Below are 1,176 nucleotides of genomic sequence, written 5' to 3'. Positions count from 1 at the left end.
CCCACCAGAGGTAGGGTTTATAATTAACATTGCTTTTTTCATTGATAATACTCCTTAATTTTTAAATAGAAATGTTAGTGTAACTACATCAGTCATTACATATAATGCTATTATATAATGAAACCTCAAAAAATAGAAATCAGACGTACCGGAGATTGAGAGAATCAGTTCTAAAAAAGGTTGGATATGTTGAAAATGATAAATACCTTCTAGTTTATTCTTTTACCAATCGATTAAAATCAACCAAATATAAAATCCCAGCAATAAGAGCAAAAATTGCTGAAAAAAATGAAAGGAAGGGGATAAAACCTGTGATAGATGCAACTAAAAGAAACAAAAAGCTTTTCTTACGACCATTTGATTCTTTTCTATAAATGAAAATTGCAAGTATGGAACAAACAAGAAATATAAAACTAATTAAATTTACTGAAAAAGCCCATGCTGGTTTATCAACAAAACGAAGAGCCCCATTGATAAATCTTATCTCCCATCTATAGAAAAATGCAAATGCAATAATGGGAGAGCACGTTAAAGCAAAAATTCCATTAAAAAAAAATAAACTGTTTGATTTCATATTCAATCCTTTCCTGTACTTATTCATCGCTAATTAATAGATTCACTTTTTAAAAATTCTTTAGACTTCTGGACGATATAGAGCTGTTCATCTTCTTGAGCGAGTTTTCTAAACAATTCATTCGCCCTAGTCATATCTCCTTTTAATTTAGAGTTCAAGGCTTGATAGTAAATGATTTCCAATTGTTGATATTTAAACTCGTTTTCTAATTCTTCAAAGTAATCATTGGATTGATGAGCAATTGTTAAATCGTAAAGTGCAATACTCACGCTTTTTGTTTTCTCGGCTAGAGAGGAATCTGATATGGACATTTTGTTTAGCATAAGATCAAGCTCATCTCTGGTTAGGTTAGGATTTGCAAGAACTGTCGAGCGAATGAGGTAACTCTCTAAGGAATCCCTGTATTTTGGCTTCAGTTTTTGATCAGTCGTTGCTTCAGAAGCCTCCTTAATGGCAGCATCGAAATCACCAATCATATAGGAATACCCAACAGATGTTAGTGTCACATCCATTTTTATAATAGCTCTTTTTGCATCTTTCTTCAATTCAATGTATTGCTTCCAAGATGGTAAATCTAAGTCCATATACAGTAACTTAGTACC

The 1,176-nt window shown here is 31.9% G+C and carries 2 protein-coding genes; both read right to left on the bottom strand.

Annotation, left to right across the window (positions count from 1 at the left end; all coding sequences use genetic code 11):
- Positions 1-214: 214 nt before the first annotated feature.
- Positions 215-574: a hypothetical protein gene (locus tag GMD1S_RS07920; RefSeq protein WP_000841612.1), complete on the bottom strand. Its 360-nt coding sequence runs from the start codon at positions 572-574 to the stop codon at positions 215-217.
- Positions 575-603: 29 nt separating this feature from the next.
- A partial coding sequence (locus GMD1S_RS07915) for a hypothetical protein (RefSeq protein ID WP_000485129.1) occupies positions 604-1,176 on the bottom strand: 573 nt, incomplete at its 5' end.

This window comes from Streptococcus sp. GMD1S (assembly GCF_000296875.1).
GTDB lineage: Bacteria > Bacillota > Bacilli > Lactobacillales > Streptococcaceae > Streptococcus.
This window is presented reverse-complemented; position numbering and strand designations above follow the sequence as displayed.

Bases quoted from the DNA above. Each gene is read 5' to 3' on its own strand.
- GMD1S_RS07920 (WP_000841612.1), bottom strand. From the start codon at position 574: ATGAAATCAAACAGTTTATTTTTTTTTAATGGAATTTTTGCTTTAACG.